This is a genomic window from Massilia horti (genome assembly GCF_004614195.1).
In the GTDB taxonomy this organism is placed as follows: Bacteria; Pseudomonadota; Gammaproteobacteria; order Burkholderiales; family Burkholderiaceae_D; genus Telluria; species Telluria horti.
In genome coordinates this window covers 51,019-77,178 of the sequence record NZ_SPUM01000081.1, presented here as the reverse complement: position 1 = coordinate 77,178, position 26,160 = coordinate 51,019, and the positions used below count along the sequence as shown (strand labels likewise).

Annotated in this window: 16 protein-coding genes; 9 read left to right on the top strand and 7 right to left on the bottom strand. The window is 59.0% G+C overall.

What is annotated here, in order from left to right; all coding sequences use genetic code 11:
* On the top strand, positions 1-1,032 hold the full coding sequence (locus E4O92_RS12615) for a helix-turn-helix domain-containing protein (protein ID WP_135190124.1): 1,032 nt from the start codon (positions 1-3) through the stop codon (positions 1,030-1,032).
* Between the two features lie 91 nt (positions 1,033-1,123).
* Here the strand turns inward: E4O92_RS12615 and E4O92_RS12610 are convergent, their stop codons facing one another.
* Complete coding sequence (locus tag E4O92_RS12610; RefSeq protein ID WP_135190123.1) at positions 1,124-3,601, bottom strand: TonB-dependent receptor domain-containing protein; 2,478 nt, start codon at positions 3,599-3,601, stop codon at positions 1,124-1,126.
* A 239-nt stretch (positions 3,602-3,840) separates the two neighbouring features.
* Here E4O92_RS12610 and E4O92_RS12605 point away from each other — a divergent pair, with 239 nt between their 5' ends.
* From E4O92_RS12605 to E4O92_RS12575, 7 genes are all read left to right on the top strand, one after another.
* On the top strand, positions 3,841-4,434 hold the full coding sequence (locus E4O92_RS12605) for a YdeI/OmpD-associated family protein (RefSeq protein WP_135190122.1): 594 nt from the start codon (positions 3,841-3,843) through the stop codon (positions 4,432-4,434).
* Positions 4,435-5,246: 812 nt separating this feature from the next.
* On the top strand, positions 5,247-5,945 hold the full coding sequence (locus E4O92_RS12600) for a hypothetical protein (RefSeq protein ID WP_135190121.1): 699 nt from the start codon (positions 5,247-5,249) through the stop codon (positions 5,943-5,945).
* Positions 5,942-8,014, top strand: coding sequence for a hypothetical protein (locus E4O92_RS12595; protein ID WP_135190120.1), 2,073 nt, complete (start codon positions 5,942-5,944; stop codon positions 8,012-8,014). Before E4O92_RS12600 ends, E4O92_RS12595 begins: the two co-directional genes overlap by 4 nt.
* A gap of 2 nt (positions 8,015-8,016) precedes the next feature.
* A complete protein-coding gene (locus E4O92_RS12590) occupies positions 8,017-9,081 on the top strand; it encodes an AAA family ATPase (protein ID WP_135190119.1) in 1,065 nt (354 codons plus the stop codon).
* A 1,431-nt stretch (positions 9,082-10,512) separates the two neighbouring features.
* On the top strand, positions 10,513-11,421 hold the full coding sequence (locus E4O92_RS12585) for a hypothetical protein (RefSeq protein ID WP_135190118.1): 909 nt from the start codon (positions 10,513-10,515) through the stop codon (positions 11,419-11,421).
* A gap of 761 nt (positions 11,422-12,182) precedes the next feature.
* On the top strand, positions 12,183-13,178 hold the full coding sequence (locus tag E4O92_RS12580; protein ID WP_135190117.1) for a hypothetical protein: 996 nt from the start codon (positions 12,183-12,185) through the stop codon (positions 13,176-13,178).
* A gap of 601 nt (positions 13,179-13,779) precedes the next feature.
* A complete protein-coding gene (locus tag E4O92_RS12575; RefSeq protein WP_135190116.1) occupies positions 13,780-14,781 on the top strand; it encodes an ATP-binding protein in 1,002 nt (333 codons plus the stop codon).
* Between the two features lie 123 nt (positions 14,782-14,904).
* On the opposite strand, the gene E4O92_RS12570 is transcribed toward E4O92_RS12575, so the two are convergent.
* The 6 genes from E4O92_RS12570 to tssE form a co-directional block, all read right to left on the bottom strand.
* Positions 14,905-16,680, bottom strand: coding sequence for a T6SS immunity protein Tli4 family protein (locus E4O92_RS12570; RefSeq protein WP_135190115.1), 1,776 nt, complete (start codon positions 16,678-16,680; stop codon positions 14,905-14,907).
* Positions 16,677-18,353: an esterase/lipase family protein gene (locus E4O92_RS12565; RefSeq protein WP_135190114.1), complete on the bottom strand. Its 1,677-nt coding sequence runs from the start codon at positions 18,351-18,353 to the stop codon at positions 16,677-16,679. The genes E4O92_RS12570 and E4O92_RS12565 overlap by 4 nt, the downstream gene beginning before the upstream one ends.
* A 53-nt stretch (positions 18,354-18,406) precedes the next feature.
* Positions 18,407-21,184: a type VI secretion system Vgr family protein gene (locus E4O92_RS12560; protein WP_229483315.1), complete on the bottom strand. Its 2,778-nt coding sequence runs from the start codon at positions 21,182-21,184 to the stop codon at positions 18,407-18,409.
* A 151-nt stretch (positions 21,185-21,335) separates the two neighbouring features.
* Positions 21,336-22,403, bottom strand: a complete 1,068-nt coding sequence (tssG, locus tag E4O92_RS12555) for a type VI secretion system baseplate subunit TssG (protein WP_135190113.1) — start codon at positions 22,401-22,403, stop codon at positions 21,336-21,338.
* Complete coding sequence (gene tssF, locus E4O92_RS12550; protein ID WP_135190112.1) at positions 22,367-24,196, bottom strand: type VI secretion system baseplate subunit TssF; 1,830 nt, start codon at positions 24,194-24,196, stop codon at positions 22,367-22,369. The genes tssG and tssF overlap by 37 nt, the downstream gene beginning before the upstream one ends.
* Before the next feature lie 12 nt (positions 24,197-24,208).
* The gene (tssE, locus tag E4O92_RS12545; protein WP_135190111.1) at positions 24,209-24,682 is read right to left on the bottom strand and encodes a type VI secretion system baseplate subunit TssE; all 474 of its coding nucleotides are present in this window, start codon (positions 24,680-24,682) and stop codon (positions 24,209-24,211) included.
* A 168-nt stretch (positions 24,683-24,850) separates the two neighbouring features.
* Here tssE and tssK point away from each other — a divergent pair, with 168 nt between their 5' ends.
* Entirely contained in the window at positions 24,851-26,086 is a 1,236-nt protein-coding gene (gene tssK, locus E4O92_RS12540; RefSeq protein WP_135190110.1) for a type VI secretion system baseplate subunit TssK, read from the top strand.
* The last annotated feature ends 74 nt before the right edge of the window (positions 26,087-26,160 follow it).

Here is a 26,160-nt window from a genome sequence, read left to right as displayed (position 1 = left end):
ATGGAAGAAACGTTTGGCGCCCGCCTAAAGGGAGTGCTGGAAGACAAGAAGATCATGCTGAAGCAGGTGGCGGAGGTATTGAACGTGTCGCCCTCGGCTGTCCACAAGTGGACACGTGGCGGCGAAATCGAGTACCCGCGCCTATTGGAACTGGCTCGCTTCCTTGGCGTGAATTGGCTTTGGTTGCGCTACGGCGAGCAGGCGATCGCGGAGCTGGAGGCAAGCACGGCGGACGATCCGCACATCCGCGAACTGCGCAAGAAGCACCTGGCTGAGATCATGGAGAGCGAAGCGCGTATGAAGCTGGCGCAAGAGGTATCAGGCGTCGTCACCTGGGAGTGGAACGTGATGACCGACCATCTCGAGTATTCGTCAAACGACGTCATCCTGTTCGGCCGCCATATCCACACGATGGACGAGTTCTGGTCTTGTGTGCATCCCGGGGATATTGCACGTCTGCGCGAGGTGCTGCGGCGCGCGCTCGACGCCAGCGAAATGCACGAGTGGGAATTCCGGGTGGTTGATGGCGATACGACACGCTGGGTGTCGTCGCGCGCCACGCTGGTACGCGACTTCGAACAGCGCCCGGTCAAGATGATCGGCGTCAGTCTCGATATCACCGAGCGTCGCCGCGCGGAGGCAGCCCTGCGCCAGAACGAAGCTCTGCTGGCCAAGGCCCAGGAAATCGCCCATCTCGGGGCGTGGTACTGGAACATCCAGACCGACGAATGTACCTGGACTGACGAGGCTTATCGCATCTTTGGCTGGGCGCCGCAGGCATTCAAGGTGACGATCGAGCGCTTTCTCGCCTCGATCATCGAGGCGGACCGGCCGCGAGTGGAGGCGGCAATGCAGGCGGCCATCGTCGACAAAGCACCATATCGGGTGGAATACACGATCATGTTGCCGGACGGAAGTCAGCGCAACATTCGCGAAGAGGGTGAGATAACGTGGGACGAGAATGGCAATGCCGCGACGATGGTGGGCGCGTCGCAGGATGTTACGGGGCAGATGCAGGAACGTAGCCAGTGACGTCAGCATCAATGGCCGCGAGACCGGTGAAATAGCCGGGCTAACGCAGGCAGCGCCTGAGCGCTGCTTTACCGCTGGCCCGGCGGTTGCGTTATGCAGGCGAATTCACAGGGGCAGCAGGTGCAGGTGCGGGCTGCGCCTTTTCGGCTTCAGCCGCCTTGGCCTTTTCGGCCGCCTTGGCCTGCACGTCTTTCTCCATCTGCTGCTGGTTCTGCACCATGCGCATCGCGTCCTTCGCCGCCTGGCTGTCCATATTCACGCCTGCCGACTGCAGCGCGTTGCGCACCGCGTCGTTGCCGGTCACGCCGCCGAAGGTGTAGCGCAGGCCGAGGTACAGGCGGCGCTGGTGAACGCGGGTGTCGGTGCGGTCGAGCAGCGTGTCGGTCGCGACGCGGAACTTCTGGTCGGTCGAGCGCAGCACGTCGTTGGCACGGATGTTGAGCGACAGGCGCGGGTTGAACTTGTGTTCGTACGCGAGGTTGAACGTGCCGAACGGTTCCCGATAGCCCTCGCCGGACAGCAGCCTGCCTTGGTGGAAGGTCATGAAGGTGAGCACGTCGGCCGGGGTGATCTGCCACTGTCCGCCGCCCTGCAGTTGCAGCGCCGGGGTGCGGCGCTTCCCACCGGTCAGGCCAATCGCACCCACGCTGTCCTGTTCAATGAAGCCGTAGTTACCGTTGAACATGAAGCGGATGCTTGGCAGGGTGAAGCCGCCCACCTTCATGTTCGGCGGGATCATGCCCATCACCGAGAACTCGACGCCGCCGGAACGGCGGTCACCGATATTGTCCTTGGTGGTCAAGACGGTGATATCGTTCAGGAACACGCGGCGGTCGGTGATCACGTCGCCTTCGCGGCGCAGGTAGCCGCGCGCGCTGACCGGCATCAGGCCCATGATGCGCGTTTCGTAGCCCAGTTCCAGCGAATGCATCTTAACTGGATGCAGGCTCGGATTGCCAGAGGTAACGTAGTAGTCGTTGGAGTAGTTGATGAACGGGTTCAGGTCGCCAGCATTCGGACGCGAGATGCGGTCAGCGTAGGACAGGCGAATATTCGTGTTCGGGTCCAGCTTGTAGGTCAGGAACAGGCTCGGCAGGTAGTTGGTGTACTTGTTGCTGGCCTTGATCGCGGTCGAGACCTGGTTCAGGTCGAGGTCGGTGCGCTCGACGCGCATGCCGCCCTTGAAGGACCACGCTTTGCTGAGCGGCCGTTCATACGTACCGTAGGCCGCCACCACGGTCTGGTCGAGCTCGAACAGGTTGGTGCGATTGCCGTCCAGGCTGCCGTTATCCGAGAACAGGTAGCGGTTGTCGAAAGACTGGCTGGTCTTTTGCCAGCGGCCGCCGGTGGAGAGCAGGCCGCCGGCGATCGGGTTGGTGAAGTCGCTGCTCAGGTCGGTCATGCGGACCTGCGTCTCGGCGTTCTGCGTGTAGTTGCTCAGCCTCGGGCCGTAGGTGGCGGGCAGCAGCGTCGGCTGGTACACGGTGCCGGTGTCGTTGGTGTTGTTGTTGGACGAGTGGCGCAGGTCAACCTTGAGCGATTTGCCATCGGTCGCGAAGCGGCGTTCCCAGCCGGTCACGAACTCGTGGTTCAGGGCGTCGCCAGTGGACTTGCGGCGCGTGAAGTAATCGACCACCGCCGACTGCCCGGTGCGGTAGTCGGTGAAGTGCTCGTTCTGGCTGCCGTCGTTGCCGCGCTTGCTGACCGAGACCGAGCCGGTGACGGTGTCGGTTTCGCTGTAGTTGTAGCGGCCGCCCACGCCGGCCTGGACGAAGGAGTTGATACCGTGGCGATGGACGTCCTGGTGCAGGCGGCTGACGGCCTTGGTCACCGGGTCGATGCGGTCGCGCACTTGGTCGGTGTCGGTGTCGTTGCCGTCGCGCCGCACGTTCAGGGTGCCGTTCACCGACGCGTAGCCGGAGCTGTAGCTGCCGTTGGCGAATGCGCTGTGGCGGCCGTTCGGGCCCACCGTGCCCGCCATCGAACCGGTGCCGCCCGGTTTGGTGTAGCGGCGCGAGATCAGGTTGAGGATGGGGCCGCCGCCGGCTTCGTTGCCGAATTCCGCGCCCGGGTTGTTGATGACCTGCACCGATTCGTAGTTCTCGGCCGGCAGCGCATTGATGGCGGCTGCGCGGTTTTCGCCTTGCAGTTGGGCGGTCGGCTTGCCGTCCACCAGCACGGTCACGCGCTCGCTGCCGCGCAGGCGAACCGTACCGTTGGGATCGACGTTGACCGACGGGACGTTGTTCAGCACGTCGCCGATCGAGGCACCCGCGGTGCTGGCGTCGTTCTTGATGTCGTAGACCTGGCGGTCGACGCGGTTGGTCTGGCGTTCGCTGACCACTGTCACGGTCTGCATCGTGCCAGCTTGCTGCGATGCGTCAGCTGGCGCCTTGGTGGAAGTTTTTTCGTCCGCCTTGCTTACCGGCTTGACGGTGCTCGCGTCAGCGGGCTTGTCGCTGGCGGGCGCGGTCTGCGCGTGGACGTTCAGGCTCAGGACCAGCAGGGCAATTGCGGTGGGAATGGCTTTGCAGGCGGACGGGATTTTGGCGACAGTGGTGCTCGGCATATGTATGTGAGTGTGGATTAAAGAACAAAAACATTAACCCACGGAAAGTATCATTTTCTGTACTTACGTGCCAGAGCTTTTGCGACCAATCGACGGGAAAGTGGAGCGAAATGCAGGAATACCTGGACAGGGTGAAAAGCAGGGGAAGCGTTCGCGGGTCGCTCCCAAGAATGCCTTAAAATGTTTCAACTCCGACAAATCATTCAACCTTGACCGACGTGCCGCAAAGGGAATCTGACGTGCAACCTCAATCCAAGTCATCCACAACACTGCCGGTTGAGCACTTTGCACGACAAGAAGACTGGGCCAATTGGCTGACACAAAACCACGAATCGTCGCTCGGAGTGTGGTTGCAGCTCGCAAAAAAAGGTAGCGATGTACAGTCCGTTTCATATGATGAAGCCGTTGAGGTCGCGCTTTGCTTTGGATGGATAGATGGGCAAAAACAGGCCCACAGTAATCAATTCTGGCTCCAGAAATTCACTCGGCGCTCGGACAAAAGCGTCTGGTCGAAGATCAATAAGGACAAGGCGCTTGCCCTGATCAAAACGGGAAAAATGAAACCGGCAGGCCTTCAGGAAGTTGAGCGCGCCAAAAGTGACGGGCGTTGGGATGCAGCGTATGACTCAGCCAGCAAGGCCACCGTACCAAGCGACTTCCAGTTCGCACTGGACTGTAATACGCGGGCCAAGAATTTCTTTGCAGCTCTCGATAGCCGGAATCGATACGCCATTCTGTTCAGGATTCAAACCGCGAAGAAGGCTGAAACGCGCGCGAAGAAAATTGCCCAGTTCGTAGAAATGCTGGAACGGCACGAGAAGGTGCATGCGTGAACTATCTGGCGGCCGGCCAAGACGAGCCGCTCGGTGGTTCGGCTTGGAACCCTCTTACCTAAAGGTTCATCCACCCCTCACTCCGTAAGCCGTTGATTTTGCTGGGCATACGTGCTCAACGGCTGACTTATTAGGTTTATACCGACAAACCTGAATGTGCAGCGAAAAAGTTCGACTTAACCTAAAGGTACGCCCAAAAAGAATGCGTGCCGCTGATTACCTGAAGGTGCATCCAAAATGTATGCAAGAGCCACAACCTTAGGCCAGGGCACCTGCGACCGAGGTGTTTGAGGGGTGGGCGACCGCCGCCGGGTCAGGCATCTTCATCCAGCTAGGGGCGTCTAGACACATCGCACCGACACATCGCAAACGACCGCTCGCCCGTCTTAGAGCCATGTTGCGATCTGGGACAGACGGGAGCCAGGCGGTGTGCGCATTGGCTTGGCGCCCGTGACTTTGCACTTGAACTGCAAAACGGCGCTGCTCGAGACGCCCAAAATCCGCTTGCACCGCACCAAACGCGCCGGGGGGAGGCTCACTTTTCTCGGCAGTGAGCACGGCTGGGCTGCTCGCGCTTGTCGTGGACCCTTCGCTCTGCCACGCCACTGATGGCCAGCCTTGGCTGGGACGGTCCGATTCGTGCGCCGAAGAAATTAAAGAAAAGCTAATCTTTTTGACTAATAAGACAAGCCGAGCCGTATCGCCATCCCAAGCAAAAAAAGAGACTAACAACAGATAAATTCGCCTTCTGCGTTGTCTCACGCAGGTCCGCAACCTCAGCAGTGTGCGCTTGGTATATCAAGGGGCCGCAAATGAAAAGAACTTTTCACAGGGCAGCAGAGCCCGAATCGGAAATGTCCGGTCAGTCCTTGCTACAGCGAATCAACGAGCGGGGACGAAAGCCGTTCAACCTTTGGATCTTCGAATCGCCTAAGAATGGAAGGCGCTTAACCATCGATGGCGATCTCAACTTCATGCTCTGTGTGCTTTTGGAAGGCGACCCATCAGTGGCGGGATACAAAGTGCGGCCAAGCCCCTTTCGGATTCCCGTTGGCGGTGACCTGGTCGAAGTCTGCCCCGATCTTGAAGTGGAGCGCCGTGACGGATCCAACGAATGGTGGGAGGTCACCCGGTCTACGTCCTCACGTAGCAAGGCGCCGGCTCCGCCAAGCGTCTTGGCCGGTGCCGCTGAGCCAGGCGGTGCTGTCTACGTAAAGCGCACAGAGCGGGACGTGGCCGGTAAAGCGGTCGCCTTTGACAACTGGCTGTTGCTTTGCGCAGCAATGACACGGGCACGCCATTACCCCTCCCATCGCGAGGCACGAGTTCTTCGTGGCCATCTAGACAGCTCAGGGAAAGTATCAGTGCGTGAGTTGCTGCAACAAGATGGGATCGACCGAGCACTGATGGTTGCAACCATCGCCCGGTTCCTGCAGGCGGGCCGCGTTTCTGCAAATTTGGACACGCGGCTATTTTCGGAGGAGACATTGTTGGTAGCGGAGGCAGTATGACCCAAGGGCGACGCCGAGTACTTATTCCATATGCATATACGGACACGAGCAAGTGGCCTGAACCGGACATCGAGTTCGCGCGGGCTGATCCTGGATTTGCCGCCCGGCGTCGCGCGGTCGAAATGTACGCTGACGGCGAATCTGCAGCGACGATTTTTGATGAGACCGGAAAGGACGCACAAGAGGTACGGCGTCTTGTGAAAAGGTGTATCAGCCAAGCTGGCGATGGCGAGATCACTGGGTTTTATGCATTGCTAAAGGGTTGGCGCCCCGATGGTTATAAGCGGACTGCAGCAGTTCAGCACGTACGAGGTGGAGGTTCTGGCGGCTGTGCAGGAGCTCTACGCCAACTGTTCGATCGGTACCCGGACGTCGAAGAATATATTCGAGCATTGTTCCTACCGGAATCAAGCAGCCATTCGGTCGACGAGGTACGCATCCCTTATATGGAACTGCACGGAGAATTCACGACCAAATTACGTGAACTAGGCCTGACGGATGACGACTGGCCATTCAATACCGAAAATGTGGGGTATAAGTCGCTGAGGAAGTATTGTATTAGTCTGCTTGGATGCGACAGCGCCAGATGGATTCGGGCTAGATCTGGCGAGGAAGCAGCGCGTCGCACCACCGTCGGGAACGGACAAAAGTCTATACTGCCATCGCTGCGGGCATTTGGCGCTGTCCAACTCGATTTTCATTTGGTCGACGCCGCTTCGATTATCGTGATCGAAAATGCCTTTGGTGTCGAGATCGACCTTCCGCTTCGGCGCTGGTACTTCGGATTGCTGGTGGAGGAAAAACTCGGTCTCGTGATTGGCGTCTATATCGCTTTGGAGTTAAATCCCAGCAGTGACAGTGTGCTCGAGGTGATCGAATCGGCGTTGCGCCCGCTTAGCTTTAAAGAGGGTGACCCACGGTGCGCCTTAATAGTTGATAAGAAGGTCCTTCCAAACCAGATGTTCCCAGAATTAGAGCATCAATGCTTCAGCGTCCTAAAAATGGACAACGCGAAGTGCAATACTGCTGCTGAGGTTGTTAGCAATATCATCGACACAGTGGGCTGCGCTGTAAACTTTGGCCCCATCAAGGCGTGGTGGCGCCGTGACCTCATAGAGCGCGTTTTCGGCGCGCTGACCCGCCGTGGCTTGCAAAGGCTTCCATCCACCTATGGGTCTGGTCCCGGCGATACCCGGCGTAGCGCTTCCCCCAATCAGGAGGCAGTTCGTTTCAGAATCATGCTGAACGAACTTGTGGCCATCATTTACGGATGCATCCGAGAGCACAACGAAACTCGTGGCGACACGTTGCAGAAGGCAGCGCCGATTCAGGCGCTGCAAGCCGCGATGCGTCATCCGGCCAGCGGCTTTCTGCGCCTGCCGCTGCCGAAGCCCGCCCAGGAAGACCTGCGGCTGATGGCTCACGTTGAGGAGGTGACGGTTCGAGGCAACCTCAAAAAGAACGTGCGCCCATATGTCAATATCGGCCGCTGGCGCTATACGAGTCCCGGCTTGGCTCAAAGGTACGACCTGATCGAACAAAAGCTCATTGCGTATTGCGACCGCCGCTCCACGGCACTCGTCAGAGTTACTGTGAAGGACACGGGGGAGGATCTTGGGTGGATAGAGCCGCCCCGTAAGTGGGCAGGTATTCAGATATCCTTTCGCGATCGCGCACTGATCAACAGCGCCGGCTATTCTGCTCAACTACACGAAAACGGGCTGTCAACGGTGCGCCGATGGGTGCATGGCAGGGCCGACGAGATAACCAAAAAGCGGCGCGGAAAATCGAAGGCTCCACGGTGCTCTAAGGACGCGTTGGCGCTCGCGCGAATTGCTCCCAAGCTGGAGAGGGCCGAGGCTGAGGCGGAGGTGGAGGTGAAGGAACGGGCGCTCCCTGAACCCACCGCGCCGCAACAGCCGCCTAGCAAGTCCCACCTGCGGCCAGCCCCTGCTCAAGTGGTGGAGGTTGGAAACCACGTCGAGTCAGTTGGGGTTGATGGCCCACGAATGGATCCTTTTGGCCTCAACAGCATTCCTGACATGCACCCAATTGAGAGAGGCGACTGACCATGCCAAATGATAACGCTTTTGCCCTGAGCGACTCCCCCTCGATGTGCGAGGCCGCGCCGCCGAAACATTCAGCGGAGGGCAGCGGAATGAAGGTTGCCATTAAACACCCACTTTTGAGCGGAAAAGTTGTGCTGCCGACGCCGCCCATCAGTGAGTTGTATAGGACCATCAAACGAATTGTCCTGCTGCGTGAGCCCGGCTGTTGTTTTACCGCCAAAAGCGGCGTCGGCAAGTCCTATGCGTTAACTATGGTAGAAAGTCAATTGAGGAAAGAGTTCCCGGAAATGTGCGTGTTTCGTCACGTGATCTTGAACCACCAGGTGCCGTCGATCCGAGCGTTCTTCAAACATTTCCTTCGTACGGCTCGACACAGTGAGCGAAAAGGAGAGACTTCCGATCTCCGTGAGCGGCTGATAAATCGGTTAATCGATGGAGGCACAGAATCGGGGCTCGACCTCGTCGTGTTGTTGATCGACGAAGCGCAAGAGATGGCGCTGCAGGATTTCAAATTCCTGAAAGACGTCGGGAACGAGCTTGACAAAGAGGGGGTGCAGCTCGTCGTAATCATGATGGGGCAGGATCCGGAATTTGACGGAGTTATTCAGAAGCTCCGAGACGGTGGCCATCTCGATCTGGTCAGCAGATTTACGATGCGTAAGCGGAGCTTTCGAGGACTTAGCACCGTTGAGGACTTTACAGCAGTCTTGGCAGGAATTGATAGTGCGGTCTTTCCGGATCGGAACGGTTCTGCTTGGCCGCAGTTTTTCATCCCGAGGGCATGGACGGCTGGGTTTCGGATGCAAGCACAAGCCAAGGCGCTGCTCGACGCTTTGATATCGGCTGCTGGCTCCAATTCAACAAAAGCAGGTTTCCCTGCCCGTCAACTATTCCTTGCGATCCGTGCCCTGTTACTCGACCACGCTGCCAAAGATTCTGCAACACTTGAAATTGGTCCGAAGGCGTGGGCGGACGCCGTCGAATACGCCCTGATTGAAGATGCATTAGCGATTGCTGCCGCGGCAGAGATGAAACAGCAGGGCAAGAAAGTCAAAGTCAAGAGATAATGTCAACATCGATTGAAAATTGATGCGTTTTCCCAGCGAACGGTGTCATTCCTCTCGCACCCTCTGCAATATGTCGGCTTTTCGCTGTTTGTCCGCCGGCAGCAGAGGGGCCACTGTGCTCGATGCAGCCGAGCCAAGATCTTCCTCGAACTGGCTGCGTTAGACACCTTTGGCGCGTACTCGAAGCTAAAGTCGCCCAGTTCCTCACGGCCGGGAAGCCGCCCCAGACGCGTCATCGTGCTATGTTTGCTCGGCGTGTGGACTGGCACATCCTCCTTCAGCGGTTCCCGAGTGGTTGTAGACAAGGCGGCCCCTCAGCCCGCCACTCTGTGGCGAGCAAGAGTAGCCATGAGGTTGGCGGTTTCTGCTGCGTTCTCGGTATTCAAAACTAGCGCCTCTTCGATCGCGGCAAGATACGAGATAGCGCGGTGATTGCATTTCGACACTGCGTCCCAAGGAGCGCAAGGGCGGCAGATTGATCGATAAGGCGATTGTCGACTGACCGTATTCAAAATCGTGGCGTTTAGGATTCTGCTTGGGTCTCAGCCGCAGCCTTCATGCGGCCGCCACATAATGTCGCCGCGAGTTGTTGGTGCTCCGTTCCGGAACCCACCCAGTCGACCCGCGACTGAGCCCATAGCGGTCTGCAAGAGCACCAGTGGCTCAGCCAGCCGTGCTGGCGCAGCCATGAGTAAGAATGCACGCGGCTGGCTTGGTCCGCCCGTGTCACCCGCGGGCCGCAGTCTCGCACAACAGCACCTCTCCCAGCTGGGCGGAATCTATCTCAGGATGGCCGCAGCTTGCGCGCTTAGTCTAATTTCTCCCGACCTTGGTTGGCACCTGAGCTTCCGTCCATATTTCGGTGCCTCCACGCGTCAAGTGCACCCGCATGCACCTCGTCGGATATCAAAACCGATTCGCGAAAACCAGTCATCCTCTCAAACACTGTTGCATTAATTTCAATCGCCGCCGCACATCAATTCGCACCCAGCTTGCTGACAGATGAACAACCAGCTCGTTACAGGTTGGAATGGTGTGCAACATGAGCCTCTACCGCATGAGTCCGTTCTCAGTGCCCTATGGCGCTTTGGCTGGCAAAACGGGTTGCGCGGAGCCTCTCTGCTCCGGATGTGCTGTGGACGACAAAGGCTGGGGAACAGGGGGACCAGTCAGGCGATTGACTTGAGTGTAGATTTCACCATCCTTACCTCCTGGGACTTGCCCTGTCTTGCAGAAGCGGAGTGCTTGCGCTTCGCTGCTCGCACCGCGGGCCCGTGGATGTGCAAGAAGCTACGGTTCTGTCCCATATGCCTAGAAGCCGGTTACCATAGCATTTGGTATCAATTCGTCCTCCAGGATGCTTGCCCACTGCACGGTTGCCTCTTGACCCAATGTTGCCAATCTTGTGGCTGCACAACCGGTGACTATGGGATGACGACCCAACTGACCCTGAAACCGTACCGATGTCTCGCCTGCGAAGCGAGCCTGAGTGGAGCCGATCCCAGGTTGTCGGCTCATCTCGATTTTCGCTTGCACAAGGCCGAACTCAAGCGTGCATTCGATCCTCGTCTGCAATGGATGCGCGATGCCGCTTACCGCCTGGCCCCCTTGCAGTACATCGTCAAGCGGAAATCCTTCATGGTTGCCGACACAACGATTCAGTGGTGCAACCCAGAAGTGTTGGTACGGGCGGTGGCTTTGAAATTGCTCCCATTTCCCTGTGATAACGTCGGCGGCTCCAATGCCGCTGTAACCATTTTAAGTTGGAATGTGCAGATGCGAACCGAGGATGCCGCTCCTGGTTTAACCGGGAATCGCCCATGGCGCCGCCGGGTCCGCACGCCAACCGCAGTTTATCGTGCAACGATACGTTCATTCCAGCGCTGGCTTTTCGGCGGACCTGCAGCGGTACTTAAGCGCGAGGCTGAATTGCGTGCTATCTGGCGACAGGCGGAGGACGATAACGGAATTGATGCGATGGCATTGCCTGCGCAAGAACTGGCCTATGTATTCATGATGAATAGCTTAACTTCCTTCTCGAGTCTGGGACAGGCGTTGGGGGACCTTGAGCTGATGGATGAACCCATCATCGGCCTTCGCACCTGTGAAGGGAGGCTACCGCGGATCGCCTATCGTGCGATCTACTTGGCTGTCTTCGCCGGTTACTATTGGGCGATTCGACGTGCACGTCGTTACGGAAGGGTGAGGCTCCAAAACCTCGCTTCCCTTCCGATGAATCATCTAGTTGCTGTGTTCGACCTGCCGCAGGAAATCACTTCCCTGAGTTCTGGGGGTGTGTTCTTTCCCACTGTCCCAGGGATGCCGATCAGGCCTTTCTAGCTTAGCAGTTTGGCTGAGACCCCTGATGCGTCGTCGCTTCCAAATTGCCCTATAACCACCTGCGCTCAGGAAGCCGAGAGCGCCGTCCGCCCGTCAGGACAGAATATCTGTTCTAAAAATTTCCTCTGATGATGGCGCACGTTTCTCGGTATTAGCAGGTCGATAGGTCATGTCACAATGCAATTGTTTATTCGCAGCTCTGTACGATATGTCGAAAAGCGCGCGTTCAGGGGCTGTTGGCTACCATGATCCGAGTGGCCTCTCCGCGGAAAGGGACAATAATGTTCGGACAAAGGATTACTGCAAATCCTCTGGCGTCGGAAAGTCAAGACATCGAGGCATCGCTAACCCACGGCCCTCCATGCACGCTCCCAACATGGAATGGTACAGCGTACGGCCCAATACCATACGAGTCTACTTTCAGCGCAGTCATGCGGTTCGCGTGGCGCAATGCGCTCTCAGCGAGAAATTTACGACCCCACTGCACAGACACTGCGGTTAAAAAGCCTCACTTCGGCTATTTGGAATACTGGTTCGCGGAAACGAAATTCGCTGCGGTTTCCGGCTGGGACCTCCCCACTAAAGAAGAGAAAGTATTCGAAAAGCTTATAGCTGGGCCTTGGCTGAGTGGCGTCGTACGATTCTGCCCGATCTGTATTGCGCATGGCTATCACAGCTTTATTCACCAAATGGTTGTGCTTGAGGACTGTCCCTTACACAAAGTGTCTATAGTGGATTGGTGTTGCAATTGCAGGGAAACAATGCCGCCGTACCAACTGGAACAAAAGCTCTTTGAAAGGCGTTATTGTTGTCCGAGTTGCGGGCAACCTTTCGCCGGCGTCGCACCCCAATTGTCGCTGCACCTGGCAATTCGCGCTCAGGTTCACGAGATTGAGGCGGCCTTTAAGCCAGTCATGGCCTGGTGGGTGGCCTCCAGACAAGCACGCAAATCAACTTCCATGTTTCGCTCTTGTTTCGGTAGATGGATCGATCCAGATCGCGAGCGTGATGTAGAGGATCTGATCATGAGCGCAACGCTCCACAGCGTACCGGCACCTAAGCACTTAGCTGCTCCGAAGTACCCTGGAGTGATGGTGTTGCCACTTCAAATCAAGGTCGAAGCGAGCCTGCCTCGATTTGCAAGGTTTAACTCAAACCGTAGGCGTATTGATGACCAGGAGGCACCATACACAGTTTATATGGCGTCTGTGCGTGTTCTGCAGCGGTGGATACTCCGCCACCACGACGTCAACGAGTTACCTGAGCCATCTAGCCTGAACCGTGTCGTTGATTATCCGTCGCGCGTTCTTGCACTTTTATGCTTACGGTGGCAATTCGAGAAGCACTGGGTTGGCACAACTAAGTGGTGGGTGACCTTGCAGAAACCCAAGTTCATCGAATTCCCACCATTTTGGGACCATACATACAACGGCCGTATTCCACGACTTGCTTGGCGAGCGCTCTTTGTTGCGCACTACGCTGCCTGGTACCACATTGTTCAACAAGCGAGAGGTAGTAGTGTCGAGGACTTGCTCGCCCGTTTTGCGAAAGGCGAAAGAGTAAAAGGACCACAAGTACATGGGCGTTTTGCTTTAACGGAAAAGTCCGAATTAAGGGATCGTTACTGGATAGGCGGATTTATATTTCCTGAGGTTGAATTCCTTGATCAGGTGTTCACGCCGCGGGCGCGTAGGCACTATCGGCTCAGACGTAGCTCAGGGTCGTATCCACTGCGTTCGCAAGCACTGCTGATTTAGAAGGCGAAGCGGTGCATGGATCTGTGTATGACAAAAAGCGCTCTAACGTCGCCACATATGAGGTATGCGCTAGCGATGTCGCTCAAGATGCTCCAAAACCTTCAGTGTCCGCGCGGAGGGCTTGTCGAGCTCGCGATAACTCGGCCATCAAGGACACGCCATCCCGATTCAGTCAATTGACTGCTACTTGGCGACGATCGCCTACGGAGCCGGGCGTAGCTTCGCCTGGAAGGCTGAACCTGTTGTTTGTGGCGCCGCACATCATAGTCGCGTTACTCCTGGAGCGACGACACTCTGCGCGGGCGCGGTTGGCTAGCCCATATTACCTTTGGCCGTTCGCGGCGGGTCGCAAGACCATCAGGTCAGCAGAGGAGAGCGCTTGCTTGTCGCGGCCAATCGTTTCGGCCCGAATTTCCCATTTTGCCTGTCAACGGCAAAGGAATGTCACTAATCGTGCGCGAGTGACTTGTCGTTTCGGCTAGTATTCGTGGCTGTGCACTCAGCAGTTTCCGTCATGGCGCTCAGCTAACCTTCGCCGCTGGTCAAGCCCGTTTTCCGGAAACCCTTTCGAAGTGACCGAGAGAATGAAAAGGAGAGCAGCATGTCGATACACGCCGCGTCGCCCTTACCGAAGCCATCTGCCGCGATCCTCGATTTGCTGGATCGTCCAATGCTCACGCCACCCATCTGCGTCGCTTACCCCCATATATTAAAAGCCGTCACGTTGCATGATACGGCGGTTTCTTTTGTCGCGCCCTCTGGTTTTGGCAAGACGTCCGCCATCGAGGTGCTCACAGATCAATTGTCCGCCAACCTTCCGAGCGCCCCCGTGCTTCGCACGATCGCCAAAAACCACGACCGATTCAGCGAGGCCAAGTTTTTCGCTGAAATGCTTGAGGGTTGCACTTGCGCGTTGGCCCCGAGGGGGCAAGCCGGCGCCTTGCGCAATAGGCTCATCCGGTTCTTTTGGGAACTCGTGGAATCTAAGGGCAGCGACAGAATCGCCCTCTTTGTGGACGAAGCGCAAAGCTGGACCCAACCCGAGTTCAATTGCCTTCGAGATATTTCGAAAGATTTGATACTATTAGCTGACGTCCACCTCATCGTCATCCTTTTCGGTGGGCCGGATCTTGCAAAGACCCGAGACGCTCTCCTTAACCACGAAAGTACCGAACAGATTGGTCAGTTTCTGGGAGAGCAAAACAAGCTCCAGGGCATCGCGTCGGAAATTGACTTGATGCAGACCATTCGCTGTTACGACAATATACACGCCCCGTTGGATCAAGCCGACATCAGTGTTAAAAGCCACAGTGAAGCCTTTATGCCCGTGGCGTTCGCAGACGGATGGCGGCTCGAAAGCGAAGCGCCGATTCTTTGGGAGCGTTTTCAAACCGTAGCTACGCGGCACGGGGGCGTTAGGGAAATTGGCATGAAATGGATAGCATCCACCGTGCGAAATTTCCTAATCCGCCAACACGAATGGGACCGGACCGGATTTCGCGGTGACCCAGAGGCATGGGAAGAGGCGATTCTCGAGTCGGGTTTTCCCCAAACAATAGGCTACCTCCATGGCCGCCGAGTGAGACAGGCCGCGAAACTTTAGGCGACGCCGTAACTGACCAGGACTAGACTCTCGCAGCGCCGGCCGGAATGATCACGAATACGAGCACCAGTAACGTAGGCAACTCGCCGCGCGTTATTTCCCGCAGCGGATTCATGTCCATTTTTAGGCATGGCCGCGTCCCTTCGTTGAATCGGCGTCGGCTTTGGTCGGGCTGGCCTCTTGTTCGCCTTGCTGGTCGGGTAGGACAGCTGCGATGTTGCCACTAGCTGCTTCAAGATCCGAGGACGGATTAGTCGGGGCAGGGGCATGCCGCAGCAGCTTCCATACGCTGCGAGTTGTGTAAGCGGCAGGTTCGCGGCGCAGCTGCTCGAACCATGTGCGTGGGAGGGGGAACGTCGCCGTGGGCAGTAGGTCGCCTTGTCGGAACCATTGTGTATTGTCCAGCGCGCCGGGTTCTGCACAGATCCACCAGCCGCTGGCCGGGCACCGCTCGCCAGTCGCCGCGATCGTGCCAAGCTCAATCGTGGACCCGGTCCCTGAAGCGCTGGTCATTGTTGTTTCGCTCGTCCCGAAAGGGCGCGCTGTGGCGCGCCGGCCGACCAAAGTCCACACGGTCGCGCTGCGGTTCTTGAAGCGGGTGCGTTGTCCGGTCAGGCGCTGCGCTAAGGTCGGAGGCGCCAGCAGCACCGCCTGCGGCATGCGCACCCCCTTCTCGAAATGCTGGATGTCGCCGTTTTCGACCACCACTCCGTTGCCGCCATCGCCGCACTTCCATAAGCCGCTTGCAGGGCAGGGAGTGTTGGCCAATGCCTGAGTGTTGAGTTGCGGCGGGATGGGGGGCTCGGCTTTCGGCTTCGCGCCGCCCGTCGGGCGCACGCGCAGGCTCGACAAGATTCGGTCCCAGAGCGCTATCATCTCGGCGTCCTTCATACTTGAGTTGACGGATCTGTCGTCTTCGCCATAACCGCTGCCAAGTTCAAAGTAAAGGAACGGGAGATACACGTTATCTTCGGACCCTGTCAGTTCCCAACAAAAGCTTTGAGCGACTGTTCCATTCCGTTCTGTTACGCGCTGGAGAATTTCCTCGCCAGCCAAGTCGCCTAACGTTCGCTTACCGCGCCGTAAAGTATGGAACTGACCAGGAAACTCGCGATAGGCCGTATTCTTGTCGTCGCGCTGCAGCAGAGTTTCAGGATCGGGACGGGTGCCAGCGGCAGTGGTCATGTAGAACGAAATGTCCGGGTGACTCTTCAAATGGATGAACATGGTGACCGTTTCGGCTTGTTCCGAGGTGAGCGGATCCTTGACCAGCAAGCCGCCGTAGCAGAATCCGGGTTCCGTCGGTATTTCGTCCGGCGCCAGTGTGCGCACCTGCTTGATCTGTTGCGCAAGCCCGCCGATTTGTTCCAGCGGCACACTTCGGCGGCTAAAAGCGACCGACAATGAGTTACCCCGCACCATCGCGTCGGCCGAGACGTCCACGATCTCCACTTTTTGGCCTGATCGCCTGACCTTCGTCCATTCACGGCCATATTGGAACAGCCTGCCCCGCAGGCCATCGTGTTCGATGATGCTGGATGACTCAAGGCTGGGCATGTCGCGTTCGTTCTTGGCATTCCGCAGCCTGGCATTCATGGACTCCAGACGTTCGTCGAATGCCGCGTCTGATTCTGAGGGATCGATTTCGATGCTCCAGCCAGCGACCCGCGCAGCGCGGTAGCTCAATTCTGCGTCCGAAGGAACATCGACCAGGAAGCGTCCGAAGCATACCGTCCGCGTCTTCATTGATTGCAGTTTCCCAGTCATCTGTTCGACCTCCATTGTCAGGCCGTGTGCCTGCATTTTTTGGCAAAGGTATGCGCCGGCCGGAATGATCACGAGTACGACCACTAGGAAAGCGAACAATTCGCCACGGGTCGTTTCGCGCAGCGGGCTCATTGCACCTTTTGAATAATGCGCGCGACGAGGTGCAAGGTCAGGAAAAGCATTTCACGCTGGTTAAAGCATTCCTGGTGCTCGTAGCCCTTGGTGCGGAATATGCGCTTGACCTTGCCTTGTGGGGCGGCGCCGGACTGTTCCGGCACGGTGCCGTCACCATTGACATCCTGGTGCGCATGGCGGAAGCGGAGAGTCTTGCCGCCTTCGAGTTCGACCTCCCTCACGTCGGGCACCGGGCGGCCACGCAGCCTGCCATTGGCAACTAGCTTGCTCGAAACAGCGTCGCCAGCATGCTCCGCGATCCACGTACACGAGCCGAATGACAATCCCGCCTTGTCTGCACCGTAGAACACGTAGGTGTTCGGGTGATAGTAATCGCCAAGCACCTTGGTGTGAAAGCGCTCGGCTTGATCAATTGCACGTGTAAGAGACTTTTCGATCTCCTGGACACTGCCGAATTTCTTTGCGGGATCGACCAACGCCAGATCAATCATTCGGTACCATGCTTTCGTGTCGCCATACAGGTCGTATGGGTTCCCGGTAGGCAAGCGCAATAATTGCGACCGTTCGCCATCCTCGCGCTTGATGGCCGCGAACAGCCACGGCCCCGGGTATAAGTGGTTTGGCAACAGTTCTAGCGGGCCGGGTGCCACCGCCATGACTGGTGTGGTCAGGTCGGTACTTCGCCCTACGATTTCAGCAAAGCACCCTCTGATCGAGTTGTCTATTGGATGGATGCCAGGTGCATCCCCTTCGACACCGCACGCAATGCGGCGGTAGGCTGCCGGCGCGCCGATAGCGGGCATCACGGCATGAACGACCCCTGCGATGCTCTCGGGAGCCATCTTGGCGCACGCGCGCGCAACCAATCCGCCCATTGAATGCGTGACCAGGACCACCGGCCGGCAAGGATGGTTGGGCCGATCCCATTCGGCCCGCACTGCCGCAATAAATTCCTTTAAGGCCAGAGCCGCGTTCTCGCACGATTCCAGCCAGTTGTAACCGAACGCATATACAGGGTGGTTGAATCTGGCAAGGGCAGCGAGATCCTCGCGCTCGAGTGGCGCCATTTCGTCCTGTTTGGTGCATCCCCAATGAGCGCGATCTACATAGTTGGCACTCACCCAATTTGGAGCGGGAACTGTCTTGCCCTGCGACGGCACGAACGGTTTGTTCAAGTCTTGCTGGAGGTGAACCAGTAGCTTGCCATAGCTGTCCCAGTGAACCTTGCCCCAACCGCGCTGACGCGCGATTTTTGAGTCGATAACATAATTATTCGGATTGACGCCCAAATCGATTTCGCCACGGTCGTCAACTTCAAGTGTCGGCGCATCGAAAATTTTTTGGCGCTGTTTAGCGGTCTTTCCGCGCCATCGAGTCCATATTTTAGCTTTATCGATCTGCCCGTTGGGCGGCTGCCATGCCGCTTCGCCCGGCTTCAGTTCGCCATTCTTGGGTTTGGCTGGGTCGCTCGTCGCCCGCAGGTTCGTCCCCATGATGCCTGGCACGACGATCACTGGCATGGCGTCCGGCGGTGGCACCGGCACACTGGGGCGGGTTGTAATCTCCTTTGGCGATACCGGTGCACTGACGGAAAGTACACCATCGGCGTCAGGCGTAGGCGCCGGCAGCGGGTAGGTTGGTTCTACCAGTTCGGGGGCGTCGTAGGACATGGGGAGCTCCGGGATGGCGTTGAGCAGGTCGCGCCGGAAATCGCTTTATTCGTTCAATTATCTTCCGGAGGAAGTAGTTTCAGATTGATATTTCCCAGCGTGTCGCTCTGCATCAAGGCCGTACGCCCGAATTCGTCGCTTATTCCTACGACTGTGCGCCCGTCCGGGAGCTGGGCCTCGTAGCGCCACCCCTTGAGTGGCTCGCCCGATTTTTGGTTGCAAAGGATGAAACGCTGGTCGGCCTCGATCCGGGTGCTCGGGAAGACCACGCCTGGCGGCGTGGCGCCACCCGGCTTTGTCTGACTAACCGTTGCCGCTTTGATCGCATATGCACCGGTGCACTGGTACAAGATCGCGCCGGCGCCAAAATTCGCTTGCGCGCCGTCGGTAACGACCTTGAGGGAGCGCGATTGCAGCACAATGTCCTGCCCCGCGTGCAGCTTGATGCTGTTCGGGGTCTTGACCTCGATGTCGCCGTTGTGGTTCTCGACGAGGATGGCGCCACTAGCAGTGACGATCTTGATGCCGTCAGCCTGCGCAAACAGGGTCGCTCCCCGTCCGGCCCGCAGCGCCAGGTGCTGGCCGGCGGCGACAGCCGTGTCCTGCGGGCAGACCACGTCGATCCGTGTTTGGGCGCCCAGCAGCAGATTGGCTTGGGTGGCCAGCAGCATTCCTGCCTCGGCGTTGACCGCGACGATCGGCTTGCCGCCGTCAGCGCTACCGGTGTCGTGCCAGCGTGCGAGCTTTGCCGTCAGTTGCTGAAGTGCGGCAGTGCCCTTCGGGTCGCCCGCATGGGTCGCTGCGATCCGCTCCAATTGTCTCGCGATTCCCTGCAGCACCTCCGTCAGCCCCATCAAGCCTTCGCGGTCGAGTTGCGCACCGTGCCTGGCGGCGTCGCTGCCCGCGCTGATCAGCACACCGGCTCCGCCTCGTACGGCGGTGGCCTTGTCGCTGCGCAGTTCAGCGCCTTCCCCACGCGGCGCGCCCTGGCCATCCCGCCGCGGTTCGCTCAGCCAACCCAGGTTCAGTTCGCTGGTCCCGTGGTCGCTGGCGAGCTGCGCGCTGATTTGGCCAGGCGTGTCGTCAAAACGCAGTTGATTTGCGCGCATGCCGCGGATTTCCTGGCTCTTCTGGCCGGAGAGGTAGCGGTTCCCCGGCAGCTCGCCTTCCTTGCTTAGCGCGGGCGGCACGCCGATGTTGTTGTATAGCTGGCCGACAATGACAGGCTTGTCCGGGTCTCCACCCATGAAGTCGATGACGACCTCGGTGCCGATGCGCGGCAGTGTCAGGGTCCCGCACTGGCTGGTGCCAAGAGGCCCGTTTCCGGCCCACCCGGTCATCACGCGTACCCACGCTGAATCCGCATCGGTATCGGAAGCACCGGCGCCGCGCGCGTGCTCGTGGTCATTGGGACGAGTGCCGAGGAAACGCACTTTGACTCGACCTTTCGCGTCGCAATGAACCACCTCTCCTGGAGGCCCGACGACCATCGCACTTTGCAGCGACGGCCGTGGCAAGTCGGTGCGTGTGTCGAAGTCGGGAACGATCGGGATGCCGCGCCGCACGCAGGTAAAGCGCGTGCGGTAGCGTAGGTCAGAATCATCGTTTGGCACTAGGTCCGCCGGTTCATTGCGCCACTGGCTGCGCGCAAACAGGCGCTCGACCCTCGCTGACAAGTCCTTGGATAGGTTGCTGCGCGCCCATATATGCTGATGGAGGACGACGAACTCGCGTTCGGCCGGGACGTGCGTCTGGATTTCGGGGTGGCCTTCGAGCGCAAAGTATTCGCCGACGCAAAGGTCGCGCACGGTACCCTCCGCGTAAAAACATTTGGTCGCAAGGTCGTGGCGCGCCATCCGGACACGCCCCATGCGGGCGAGGTCATCATTGCTGTCAGCTGCGTGGGGGACTTCGACAAGATAGTCGTCCAGGGTGGCAGCGAGGTGGTTGCCGACTGGCCCCTGGTCGCTTTGCCCGGCTGCGCTGGTATGCATAAAACCAGTGCCGTGGACGTTGAGGTAGTCCCAGCTAAAGCGGGTGACCCCGGACGGCTGCAGACTTCGCGCGGCGCACCAGGAGGTGATTGTGTCGCGCTCTTCCGTGGCGTCGTCGCGATGGTAACGCACCCTGCCAGCTGCATTCGGTTTCAACAGCGCGACCTCGTCGAACATGACAAGCGTATGGGCAGGGGTTGCATCGTTGCCCGCCGTGCTGTTCCTCGCGCGCCCGGCGCGGAAATGCCAGCAAATTCCTCGGCGCTTGAGTAGTCGACGCAGGAAGGCCGCATCCGACTCGTTGGCTTGCATGATCAGCGCACGCCTCGGGTATTTTCCACTCGATAGCGAGTCGTCGAATTCGAGCTCGAACGCGGCCGCCAGGACCGCGTTCACCTGGCGCCACTCGGTGCACAGCAACTGCACGATTTCCAGTTCGCTCTTGTTGATGAATACCCGTGTGTTGACACGCATTTCCATCACCGCCAGGGCGTCGCGGACCACCAACTGATAGGTGGCCAAGCCGCCGTCACTGTCTCCGGCGCGCGCCTCGGTCACGATGCCACAGAATGGACGCAGGGTGCCGCGATCGGTCACCACCTGCAGTTCGGTCGGCAGACCGATTAATTCCTTGAGGGGGATCGTCGCGTCTTCGGCGACGCACAGCACCTGCATGTCGAGACCTTCGCAGACACCTTCGATCAGGGTGACGCTGTGTGGCAGCAGGCGCTCGTCGTACTGGCCCTTCGACAACCCGAATCGCAAACGCAGCGGACGGTTCAGGGCGCTCAGGTGCATGCCAAAATGCAGAGCATCGGTCCATGCGTCGAAATCCACGTCTCCACCAGTTCTTGCCTGCGGACATCCCGAAAGCGGTCAAAAAACATCAAGTATTCATCGGATACCGAACTCCCGTATCTTTCGTGATCAATGGCTGACGAAGTGTTGAGCGTCGTGAATTCTCCTTATCGATGCCTAGTCGCAGCATTCAGATCGGTAGTGGGTAGCACAGGTCCGGCCGATCACGGCTCTCCGGCGTGGTGAGCAGAAATGCGTCCCACCCGAGGCGACCGCAGGCGTCGGCACCGATCCGTGCCGGGAGGGCGCCTTCCGCCCGGAGTATCGCCGTGACATCTATCCGCAAATTTGGGAGGTTAAGCAGGGCTACCATTTCGGCTAGCGCCAGTGTTCCCTCGCGGCCAGGCAGGAAGTCCTCGTACTGTTGGGGTGCAAGTGGACCCAAGCGCAGCCGGAGGGTCAGGTCGCGACGCCAGCAACGCGAGCCGAGGATTGCTCCTCGCTTCATAAATGTGTTGGCCACGCCGAGCCGGGTCCGCCTGTCGGGCGGCAATTCATCCCACCGGCCCGCGCACTGCTCGACAGCGACCTGCAGTTGGAAATAGTCGGACAGCACCCGTTCGATGAGCGCTGCGCTAACCGGGCGATGTCGCAGCACGGCCGAGTAATAGGCCCGGACATCGGCCGGAACGCGCGTGCTGGCGCGTTGCTGGGTGGAAAGGCATTCTGGACTGCCGGCGAGCGCAAGTTGCAGCGGCAGGAACCTGTCTGCGCCATCTGGCGTCGCGTTGTGGTGGACACGATAGGCCCAGTATGCGCGATGGAACAATGCAACCGTTCTACTCGACATCATGTCGAAAAATGCGCGCGCGCCGTCGCCGTGCAACTCCGTGGCTTGGGCGACGATGCTCTCAGTGTAGTGGAGCGGAAGGGCGCCATGGGATCCGAGCAGGCCGATGAACGTCGGGGTGATCCAGACGGCGCCACCACGGCCAGCGGCTAGCGCCGCGATCAATGTGGCTTGCGCGTGCTGGTCGTCTTCGTCCTCCACCTGAACCGCCTCCAGCTCGCTGGGCGGGAAGGCCAGTGAGGTGCTGTTACGAAAGCGGATAGTGCGCTGCAACGTCTCGCCGCTGGCCCCGGCCTTGCCCAGCCATAGTTCGAGCAGCCGTACCGCTTGCGCGAACTGGAAGCGATAGGGCTCGGCGAAGAGCCGCTCGATCAGAGAAGACTCAAAGCGCCGATTCGGGGTTGGCATCGGATCAGATCCTTCCCGGTCTGTTTCGAGATCACGACCAGTTGCGCGAAACTGTTGACGTGCACATAAAGGCCGAGGAAATGCTCGATGACTTGTGCGAACGCATGCAGACTGACGCCGACAAAAGCATCTTCGTCTACGGTCAGCTGCACCTCGATCCCGTGAACCAGCGCACCGCCTTGTTCGTCGTCTATCCATGCCCGCGCTTGTTTTTGCGACAAGCCGGTTAGCCCGGCGATCAAGCGCTGCGTCACCTGCGAGTCCGCGATGTCGTAGAGCGTGAGCATTTCCTTGAACGACTCCAGGTCGGCCAGTGACCGGTGGTTCAGCGATAGGTGCGCGATCAGGCGCCAGTGCGCTTCCGACGAGAAACGCAATGTCGCGCTTGGCCGTCGCAGGAACCGGATTGGATACCCTCCGGCAGGTAGCTCGGGTGTCAGATCGCCGCCCGGTGCGCCCCACGGCAGGTCGTGGGGCAGGTTGCGGTTGGTGCAGGTCAACGCCACCGATACCGTCGCCAGTTCGATGGACGTGGGGTCCAGGTCGATATCCACCAGCGAAAGTTGCAGTTCGTGGCCAGCCTGGGCGAGCGCAAGCGCTTCGTCGCGGCGCGCTACCCAGTAATGGCCGCGGCGCCCGGCCTTGCCATGTCGTAGCGAGTAATACGGGTGGAATTCAGTGATGGTGCTGCCATGCGGTGTCTCGCGCACGACGCGAACGTCGTCGATACTGTAGACCTCGTATGCCGCTGGCCGGCTGGCGTCGGCCATCAGCGGATATTCCACGCGTTGATGTGTGAGAGCGATCGGAGCCGCCCGCTGCGGGAACAGGTTGACAACCGGAGTGCACGCCGTGGCGAGATTCCGTGCCGACAGCGACGCCAGGACGCGTGCCATGTCGGAGCCTGCGCGTATTCCCGTGATCATCAGGTGCAGCGTAAGGCGGCTGGCGCCCGCAGGCACCAGTGGGGCGAGCATGGTTAGATCGAGGTCGACGAAGTCGAACTTTTCAGGAAATGCGAAATACTCGCTCAGTATCCTGTATGCGGGATGGCTCGCTGCCGGGAATGGCAGCAACGCTTCGTCGTCGGCCAGCCCGACCGGACGTAGCGGCATCTGATCGAGTCGACGCCAGGTTGGGCCTCCATCGACCTGCAGGTACGCCGCCATCGAACGCATGAAAAGCGTATCGCGCAGCGTCGCGCAAAACGGCTGAGGACCGTCGATGTACAGACGGAGCGGGCGTTGCCCCAATGCCTGGAGGGACGCGGGGGAGGGGCCTTCGACCGTCAGGCTAATGCTGGTCATGGCTCCCGCCGGTAGCACAATCGACGCTGGCGCATCGATCATCGGGCGGAAGACTGCTTCTGTAACGGCCAACGGCAGGACCACCGAGTCGTACACGGTCCTGAAGCGGCACACGACACCCTTGTGTTCTACGGCATTCAAGATGGCGCCGCGAGGAATCACCAGTGGCTTCTCCGCCAGCTGGGTGGCGTGGGCGGTGTGGTCAACGCGTGCTATCGAGCAGGCGGGGAACGGCCGGAGATAGTGTGGGTAGTTCGCATTCAGCAGCGCCTCGGTGAACTGGGGATATTCAGCATCGAGCCGCATGCTAGTGCGGGCGTTGAGAAGCGCGGTCGCTTCAATCCATCGTTCGACGTGCGGATCCTCGCAGATGTTGCCATGCAGGCCGAGCGCGGGGGCGAGGGTCGGATACTGGCGCGCGAATTCGCGCGCATAGTCACGCAGCAGAGCCAGTTCATGCTCGACGTAGGGCAGCAGGCGTCGCATCGCCGGTAGTAGCTAGAGCTGCGTTGCCTGCCGAACTACATACTGCAAACTGGACGGTTCGAACGCGCCGTCGAAGCAGACCGATTCGTCGGGACGTGCCGCCAAGGTGGCTGCGATCACGAACGACAGGCGGTTCAAGCCACCGCGCCGCCTGACAAGCGTAATCTTCACCCCGGTCAGCCGCGGCTCGAAGCGCTCGATTGCTTCGCGCAACGCGACGCAAATGGTTTCCCTGTTCTTGCTGCTCGTCAGAGACAGGGCGGAGAAGTCTCTCAACCCATAGTTGAGTATGGAACGCTGGCAGGCCGGATGGGCCTCCATCTCGTCTGGAGTGATCACGAGTCGGGTGTTCAGCAGCGCGGTGAGGTCGCGCGCCACACTTGCCTTCAGTTCTTCGAGCGTCAACCGCATCCGCCCGTCTCCCTGTGGCTCTGTGGGATGCCCGATCAACCGGTCCAATACGCTCGACTCGAACACCTTATCCATGCCGCCTCCTGTCGTCTTCAATCTGCGACTTTTAATTCCTAGAGTCATTATTCGACAACAACAGCGTTTGAGGCCATCAAGAGTTTGAAATTGCTTGCGGGAACGCAATTTGCTCTCCCTCAAAGATAGCCATGCTTATGTTGCGGGGCAACAAGAAAAGGGGGCCACATGGAAAAGGCACGGGTGATCTGGCGCGAAGGGATGTACCTCAGCCCTGAGACGTTCCAGCAGCAGGACCAGTACCACGAGAGCCACTTGCATGCAATGACAGTCACACTCCACCCGTACGCATGGGGCGTGCGTCGCGCCATATGGGATCGTGACGGGCTGGCCAACAACTGCCTTCGCGCGGAAGACCTGTCGCTCGTCTTCCAGGATGGTACGATCTACGACGCACCCCAGGGCGATGCGCTGCCCGATCCGGTCGAACTGGATACCTTGCCGCCGACCGAGACCGCGTTCACATTTCACGCCGGCCTGCCCGCAAGGCGCGATCCGCTTGCTCCGAGCCGTCTTCAGTTGCTGGCACCGGCCATCCCGCGCGACGCCTTCGTCAGTCTGCCGGTGGTGCGCGTGGTGCGCGACCCGAGTGGTGGTTTCCGAACAGATGCTTACTTCATGGCGCCGAGCGTCTCAGTACGCGCGGCGGGCGGCCTGCATGCGCTGCTGAGGCGCCTGCTGGACACCTTGCGCGCCAAGGTTGACGCCCTCTACCGCCTGCACAGCGAGCCCAGGGACAACGTGATCGAGCTCAGAATCGCCGATGCTTCGTCGTTCTGGATGCTACATACGATTAGCATGTCGTTGGCGATGCTGGAGCATTACGAACGCCATCCGCGCCTGCACCCAGAGCGCGTTTTCGAGCAACTGCTCGGCCTGGCCGGCGGCCTGATGGCCTATTCAAAAAATCGGACGCACGCCGACCTGCCCGACTACGACCACGCCGACCCGGGCCCCGGCTTTGCGCGCTTATACGCGATCGTACGCGAGCTGATCGAGACGGTTGTGTCGCCGCGGTATATTCCAATTCCACTCTCGAAGGTCAAGCCGTCCTATCATGCCGGACGCTTCGAATCCTACAAGATCACGCCCCAGAGTACGCTCTACCTGTGCGTCAGCGCGGATGTGCCGGCCGCCGAACTAATCAGTGGCGTTAGCTCGCGCTTCAAGGTTGGCGCCCCGGACGATGTTGAGGAAAGCGTATTGGTCGCGCTCCCCGGCCTTGAGCTCGTGCACATGTCGCAAGTCCCAGCGGCGCTGCCGATGCGGCCTAACACCTGCTACTTTGCATTGGGCCAAAACAGTCCAAAGTACGCGAACCTGATGAAGGCGCGGACAATTTGGATATATACGGCTGATGGTTTCCCGAATCTCGCATTGGAACTGATTGCGCTATCGTCATGACCTCGCGCATTTTGCAACGCCTGTCCGTTCTGACAGAACGGTTAGCGATTTTCGAACACTGGCAACGGCAACGC

What these genes read in the sequence shown, in the direction of transcription:
- E4O92_RS12615 (WP_135190124.1), top strand. Translation starts at nt 1, where the DNA reads ATGGAAGAAACGTTTGGCGCCCGCCTAAAGGGAGTGCTGGAAGACAAG.
- E4O92_RS12610 (WP_135190123.1), bottom strand. Translation starts at nt 3,601, where the DNA reads ATGCCGAGCACCACTGTCGCCAAAATCCCGTCCGCCTGCAAAGCCATT.
- E4O92_RS12600 (WP_135190121.1), top strand. Translation starts at nt 5,247, where the DNA reads ATGAAAAGAACTTTTCACAGGGCAGCAGAGCCCGAATCGGAAATGTCC.
- E4O92_RS12595 (WP_135190120.1), top strand. Translation starts at nt 5,942, where the DNA reads ATGACCCAAGGGCGACGCCGAGTACTTATTCCATATGCATATACGGAC.
- E4O92_RS12590 (WP_135190119.1), top strand. Translation starts at nt 8,017, where the DNA reads ATGCCAAATGATAACGCTTTTGCCCTGAGCGACTCCCCCTCGATGTGC.
- E4O92_RS12585 (WP_135190118.1), top strand. Translation starts at nt 10,513, where the DNA reads ATGACGACCCAACTGACCCTGAAACCGTACCGATGTCTCGCCTGCGAA.
- E4O92_RS12580 (WP_135190117.1), top strand. Translation starts at nt 12,183, where the DNA reads ATGCCGCCGTACCAACTGGAACAAAAGCTCTTTGAAAGGCGTTATTGT.
- E4O92_RS12575 (WP_135190116.1), top strand. Translation starts at nt 13,780, where the DNA reads ATGTCGATACACGCCGCGTCGCCCTTACCGAAGCCATCTGCCGCGATC.
- E4O92_RS12570 (WP_135190115.1), bottom strand. Translation starts at nt 16,680, where the DNA reads ATGAGCCCGCTGCGCGAAACGACCCGTGGCGAATTGTTCGCTTTCCTA.
- E4O92_RS12565 (WP_135190114.1), bottom strand. Translation starts at nt 18,353, where the DNA reads ATGTCCTACGACGCCCCCGAACTGGTAGAACCAACCTACCCGCTGCCG.
- tssG (WP_135190113.1), bottom strand. Translation starts at nt 22,403, where the DNA reads ATGCCAACCCCGAATCGGCGCTTTGAGTCTTCTCTGATCGAGCGGCTC.
- tssF (WP_135190112.1), bottom strand. Translation starts at nt 24,196, where the DNA reads ATGCGACGCCTGCTGCCCTACGTCGAGCATGAACTGGCTCTGCTGCGT.
- tssE (WP_135190111.1), bottom strand. Translation starts at nt 24,682, where the DNA reads ATGGATAAGGTGTTCGAGTCGAGCGTATTGGACCGGTTGATCGGGCAT.
- tssK (WP_135190110.1), top strand. Translation starts at nt 24,851, where the DNA reads ATGGAAAAGGCACGGGTGATCTGGCGCGAAGGGATGTACCTCAGCCCT.